Below are 6,032 nucleotides of genomic sequence, written 5' to 3'. Positions count from 1 at the left end.
GGTGCACTCCGCGCCCAGCGCCGCCACCCTGCGGCGCAGCTCGCGGTCGGCCGTGACGACCAGGACCGCACGGTCTCCGGCCGCGGCCACCAGCGCGACCATGTGGTCGTCACCGCTGCCCGGCGCGGACTCCACACGGACCCCCGGCACCGACTCCACCCCGCGGGCCGCGCCCTCGACCACCAGGACGATCTCCACCGGACCGGTACGGCCGGGCAGGCCGTCCGCGGCCAGCCGGTCGCGCAGCCGCTCGGCGGCGCCCCGGCGGTCCCGCCACCATCCGTCGGGCACCGACCCGACGACGTTCGCGGCGTCGACGATCACAAGCAGGACGGCGGTGTCGTTCATGGTGCCAGCGTCCCACGGGGGACCGGCCCCGCCCGCACGCGGTGAACCGTTGTGCCTAAGGTGAAGCGGTGAACGGAGACTGGCTCCTCCGCGGCCGCGACGGCCGCCTCACCGCTTACCTGACGTCGGACGACGCCGTCCTGTGCCGGGCGGAACTCGCCCCCGGCGGCCCCTGGGAGGCGTCCCGCAGGATCGGCGGCGAGCAGAGACTGCGCCCGGGGCCGGCCGTCGGCCAGGGCGCCGACCGCTACGCCCATCTGGTCGCCTGGCGGCCCACGGCGGACGGCGGGTCCGTCCTGGTGCACTCCACCCACTTCCGCCCCCGGCTCGCCCCGCTGGACTTCAGCCCGCTCGGTCACCCCAACCGCACGGGCGACCGCACCGGAACACCGGCCGTGGCCGTCGACGAGCGGGGCCGTGCGTTCGTCTTCGTCCGCAACGGGGGCGGAGGCGTGAGCATGCTCGTGCAGAAGGAGAAGGGCGGCTGGTACCCGTGGGTGGACCTCGGGGGACGGCGCGTCCACGAGCAGCTCACGGCCGCGGCAGGGGCGCTGGGAAGGATCGGGCTGTTCGCCGCGGCCCCGGACGGGATCCTGCACTGGCGTCAGGAGGACCCCAACAGGCGGCCCGTACGGGCGGAGGGCCTCGACGTGTCCCCGGAACCGGGCACCCTGCGCGCCCTGGCCACCTCCGCCGAGCACACCACCCTCTACTTCACCGACCGGCGGGGCGAGTTGTGCGCCTGGCGCCCGGGAGCGGCACCGGTGCCGCTCATCACCGCGGCCGGTCCCGGCCCGGTGTCCGCCGTGCGCTGCGTGATAGAGGGCAGCGACCGCACCGTGCTCGCCCAGCGCGCCGCGAGCGGCCGGATCGCGTTCGCCGCGTACCCCACCGAACAGGAGCGGGCCGGGGCCTGGTGGACCGAGTCCGGACCCCAACTGCCCGCGGACGCCACGGTGTCCCTCGCCGTCGACGAGCACGGCGAGCTCGTCGCGGCCGCCCACACCCCGTCCACCGGCAGCCTCCTGCTCACCCGCCGCGAGGACGAACCGGGACTGGCCGTGCGAGCCTGGCAGCAGGTGTGAGGGCGCGGCACGGGATGGCGCCGGACGATGGGAAAGGGCCTCCGCCCTGACGGCGGAGGCCCTTCTCCCGTGTGCGGTGCGGCCGTTACGCCGGAACCGACGCCACGCCCGGCTCCAGGAACCGCTTGCCGTTGACCCGCTCGGAGACGCCCTCACGGTCCAGGTACGGCGTGATGCCACCCAGGTGGAACGGCCAGCCGGCGCCGGTGATCAGGCACAGGTCGATGTCCTGCGCCTCGGCGACGACGCCCTCGTCGAGCATGAGCCCGATCTCCTGCGCCACCGCGTCCAGCACCCGCGCCCGCACCTGCTCCTCGCTGAGGACGGTGTCGCCCTGCTCGAGCAGCGCGGCGACCTCCGGGTCCAGCTCGGGCTTGCCGCTGTCGTAGACGTAGAAGCCGCGCTTGCCCGCCCCGACGACCTTCTTGAGGTTCGGGGAGACCGTGAAGCGGTCCGGGAACGCCTTGTTGAGGGTCTCGGAGACGTGCAGACCGATCGCCGGACCGACCAGCTCGAGCAACACCAGCGGCGACATCGGCAGACCGAGCGGCTCGACGGCCTTCTCGGCGACCTCGACGGGGGTGCCCTCGTCGATGACGTTCTGGATCTCGCCCATGAAGCGGGTCAGGATGCGGTTCACCACGAACGCGGGGGCGTCCTTGGTGAGCACCGCGGTCTTCTTCAGCTTCTTGGCGACACCGAACGCCGTGGCCAGCGAGGCGTCGTCGGTCTGCTCACCGCGGACGATCTCCAGAAGCGGGAGGATCGCGACCGGGTTGAAGAAGTGGAAGCCCACGACCCGCTCGGGGTGCTTCAGCTTCGAGGCCATCTCGGAGACCGACAGCGAGGAGGTGTTGGTGGCGAGGATCGCGTGCGCCGGGGCGACCGCCTCGACCTCCGCGAACACCTGCTGCTTGACGCCCATCTCCTCGAAGACGGCCTCGATGACGAAGTCGGCGTCCGCGAAGCCCTCGGCCTTGTCCAGCACACCGGAGACCAGCGCCTTGAGGCGGTTGGCCTTGTCCTGGTTGATCCGGCCCTTGCCGAGCAGCTTGTCGATCTCGGCGTGGACGTAGCCCACACCCTTGTCGACGCGCTCCTGGTCGATGTCGGTCAGCACGACCGGCACCTCGAGACGGCGCAGGAACAGCAGCGCGAGCTGGGAGGCCATCAGACCGGCGCCGACGACACCGACCTTGGTGACCGGGCGGGCCAGCGACTTGTCCGGGGCGCCCGCGGGACGCTTGCCGCGCTTCTGCACGAGGTTGAACGCGTAGATGCCGGAGCGCAGTTCGCCGCCCATGATGAGGTCGGCGAGCGCCTGATCCTCGGCGTCGTAGCCCTGCTGGAGGTCGCCGTTCCTGGCGTCGGCGATGATGTCCAGCGCGCGGTAGGCGGCCGGGGCGGCGCCGTGCACCTTGGAGTCGGCGATGAAGCGGCCCTTGGCGACGGCCTGGTCCCAGGCCTCACTGCGGTCGATCACCGGACGCTCGACGACGATCTCGCCCTTGAGGACGGACGCGGTCCAGATCAGCGACTGCTCCAGGAAGTCCGCGCCCTCGAAGATCGCGTCCGCGATACCGAGTTCGTAGACCTGGTGGCCCTTGAGCTGCTTGTTCTGGTTGAGGCTGTTCTCGATGATGACCGAGACGGCCTTCTCGGCGCCGATCAGGTTCGGCAGCAGCGTGCAGCCGCCCCAGCCGGGGACCAGACCGAGGAAGACCTCGGGGAGCGAGAAGGCGGGGAGGGCGGACGACACCGTGCGGTAGGCGCAGTGCAGACCGACCTCGACGCCACCGCCCATGGCGGCGCCGTTGTAGTACGCGAAGGTCGGCACGGCCAGCTGCGACAGCCGCTTGAAGACGTCGTGGCCGCCCTTGCCGATGGCCAGCGCGTCCTCGTGCCGCTTCAGCAGCTCGACGCCCTTGAGGTCGGCGCCGACCGCGAAGACGAACGGCTTGCCGGTGACGCCGACGCCGACGATCTCACCGGCCGCGGCCTCCTTCTCGACCCGGTCGATCGCGGCGTCGATGTTCGCCAGCGACTGCGGGCCGAGGGTGGTCGGCTTGGTGTGGTCGTGACCGTTGTCGAGGGTGATGAGCGCGAAGCGCCCGGCACCCAGCGGCAGGTCGAAGTGGCGCACGTGCGCGCTGGTGACGACCTCGCCGGGGAACAGCTCGGCCGCACCCTTCAGAAGCTCTGCGGTGGTGCTCACTTGTCCCCCTCGAAGTGCGGGTTCTCCCAGATGACCGTGGCGCCCATGCCGAAGCCGACGCACATGGTGGTGAGGCCGTAACGGACCTCGGGCTGCTCCTCGAACTGGCGGGCCAGCTGCGTCATCAGACGGACGCCGGAGGAGGCGAGCGGGTGGCCGAAGGCGATGGCGCCGCCGTACTGGTTGACGCGGGCGTCGTCGTCGGCGATGCCGTAGTGCTCCAGGAAGGCGAGGACCTGGACGGCGAAGGCCTCGTTGATCTCGAACAGGCCGATGTCGGAGATGGACAGGCCCGCCTGGGCGAGCGCCTTCTCCGTGGCCGGGATCGGGCCGTAGCCCATGACCTCGGGCTCCACGCCCGCGAAGGAGTACGCGACGAGGCGCATCTTGACCGGGAGGTCGTTCTCGCGGGCGAATTCCTCGCTCGCGATGAGGGAGGCGGTGGCGCCGTCGTTCAGACCGGCCGCGTTGCCGGCGGTGACCCGGCCGTGGACGCGGAAGGGGGTCTTCAGACCGGCCAGGTTCTCCAGGGTGGTGCCCGGACGCATCGGCTCGTCGGCGGTGACCAGGCCCCAGCCCGTCTCACCGGCCGACCCCGCGGCGGAGCCGCTGTCGGGCACAGTGGTGCGACGCACCGAGACCGGCACCAGGTCGGCCTGGATCTTGCCGTTGGCGTACGCCTTGGCGGCCTTCTCCTGCGAGCGCACGGCGTACTCGTCGGCGCGCTGCTTGGTGATGGTCGGGTAGCGGTCGTGCAGGTTCTCCGCGGTCATGCCCATGAACAGGGCGGACTCGTCGACCAGCTTCTCGCTCACGAAGCGCGGGTTGGGGTCGACGCCCTCGCCCATCGGGTGGCGGCCCATGTGCTCGACACCGCCCGCGATGGCGACGTCGTACGCGCCGAAGGCGACGGAGCCGGCCACCGAGGTGACGGCGGTCAGGGCGCCGGCGCACATGCGGTCGATGGAGTAGCCCGGGACCGAGGTGGGCAAGCCCGCGAGGATGCCGGCGGTGCGGCCGATGGTCAGGCCCTGGTCGCCGATCTGCGTGGTCGCGGCGACGGCGACCTCGTCGATCTTCTTCGGGTCGAGACCGGGGTTGCGGCGCAGCAGCTCCCGGATCGCCTTCACGACGAGGTCGTCGGCGCGGGTCTCGTGGTAGATGCCCTTCGGGCCCGCCTTGCCGAACGGGGTGCGGACGCCGTCGACGAAGACGACGTCCCTGACGGTACGAGGCACGATGGCTCTCCTCCAGTACGGGATGCTGAGCGCTTGCTTACGGGCCATGCTACTTATGAGTAACGTGACTGCCCAGTCCCGGCCCCCGGAGCGGCGAACATCACACGACCGGCGGCGCCCGGTAAGACGTCTTCCGCCCTCGTAGCCCCGCTCCTCAGACGCCGGAGAGGCCGGAAGTCAGCCTCTCCGGCGTCTGAGGAGCGGGGTCCGGGGCGGAGCCCCGGGTTCGGGACGGGAAGGGGCGGCGGGGGCGAGGGAACGCTCACGGCGGAGCAGTGGAGCCCCGCGGGGTCAGGACCGGGGTCGGTACCGGATGCGACCCGGCTCCTCCCCGGTGATGACACCGAACAGCGTCCGCGCCACCTCCGCCCCGAACCCGTGCACATCATGACTCATCGCCGACAGTGTCGGATGAGTCAGCCGGCACAGCTGCGAGTCGTCCGACGCCGGCAGCGACACGTCCTCCGGCGCCCGCAGCCCCATCTCCGCCGCCACCGACAACCCCGCCACCGCCATGATGTCGTTGTCAACGGCTTCGGCATGTCCGACAGCCTGTGGGTGCCGATCGCCCTCTACATGGGCACGGACATCGTCTCGATCCACATCTTCCTGCAGTTCATCCGCTCGATCCCGGTCTCCCTGGACGAGGCGGCCCGCCTGGACGGCGCGGGCGCCTTCGCCGTCTACCGCAAGGTGATCTTCCCGCTGCTCAAGCCGGCGATCGCGGCGGTGGTCATCGTGAAGGGGGGCAACGTCTACAACGACTTCTCCATCCCCTTCCTCTACATGCCCTCCGAGGACCTTGGCGTGATCTCGACGTCCCTGTTCCGCTTCAAGGGCCCCTTCGGAGCGCACTGGGAAACCATCTCGGCGGGCGCCGTCCTGGTCATCCTCCCCACCCTGACCGTCTTCCTCCTCCTCCAGCGCTTCATCTGCAACGGCTTCATGAGGGGAGCGACGAAGCAGGAGCGGGCCGCACCCGCCGTACGGCGACTATGCGGAGAGTGCCGCGACAAGAACCGGCGTGACCTGCTCGACCTGCCAGGCACGAGCTCCGTGGGCGGCCAGCGCCGCCGCGACCGACTGCCCGTCGCCGGGCACGGGCGGCTCCCAGCACACCCTCCGCACCGTATCCGGTGTGATCAG

At 71.1% G+C, this 6,032-nt stretch carries 4 protein-coding genes and 3 pseudogenes; 2 read left to right on the top strand and 5 right to left on the bottom strand.

The features are described from left to right. Positions 1–348: NTP pyrophosphohydrolase (locus tag B9S61_RS10220; RefSeq protein WP_103541980.1), on the bottom strand; the 348-nt coding region annotated here is incomplete at its 3' end. 68 nt (positions 349–416) lie between these two features. On the opposite strand from B9S61_RS10220, the gene B9S61_RS10215 reads away from it, so the two are divergent. Next, entirely contained in the window at positions 417–1,433 is a 1,017-nt protein-coding gene (locus B9S61_RS10215; protein WP_103541979.1) for a hypothetical protein, read from the top strand. 85 nt (positions 1,434–1,518) lie between these two features. Here the strand turns inward: B9S61_RS10215 and B9S61_RS10210 are convergent, their stop codons facing one another. The 3 genes and pseudogenes from B9S61_RS10210 to B9S61_RS10200 all read right to left on the bottom strand — a co-directional run. Beyond that, entirely contained in the window at positions 1,519–3,648 is a 2,130-nt protein-coding gene (locus B9S61_RS10210; RefSeq protein ID WP_103541978.1) for a 3-hydroxyacyl-CoA dehydrogenase NAD-binding domain-containing protein, read from the bottom strand. Beyond that, the gene (locus tag B9S61_RS10205; protein WP_103541977.1) at positions 3,645–4,886 is read right to left on the bottom strand and encodes an acetyl-CoA C-acyltransferase; all 1,242 of its coding nucleotides are present in this window, start codon (positions 4,884–4,886) and stop codon (positions 3,645–3,647) included. Before B9S61_RS10205 ends, B9S61_RS10210 begins: the two co-directional genes overlap by 4 nt. Before the next feature lie 262 nt (positions 4,887–5,148). Next, positions 5,149–5,456 (bottom strand): annotated as a pseudogene (locus B9S61_RS10200) (substrate-binding domain-containing protein); the annotation flags it as partial. Between B9S61_RS10200 and B9S61_RS10195 the strand changes: the two are divergent. Then, positions 5,409–5,849 (top strand): annotated as a pseudogene (locus B9S61_RS10195) (carbohydrate ABC transporter permease); the annotation flags it as partial. The pseudogenes B9S61_RS10200 and B9S61_RS10195 sit on opposite strands and share 48 nt — an antisense overlap. A gap of 30 nt (positions 5,850–5,879) precedes the next feature. On the opposite strand, the pseudogene B9S61_RS10190 reads toward B9S61_RS10195, so the two are convergent. Next, positions 5,880–6,032, bottom strand: a pseudogene (locus B9S61_RS10190) (ribonuclease D); the annotation flags it as partial.

The sequence above is a fragment of the Streptomyces sp. SM1 genome, from assembly GCF_002910825.1.
Taxonomy (GTDB): domain Bacteria; phylum Actinomycetota; class Actinomycetes; order Streptomycetales; family Streptomycetaceae; genus Streptomyces; species Streptomyces okerensis.
Note: the sequence above shows the minus strand (reverse complement) of the source record. Positions and strands in the feature narration are given on the sequence as shown.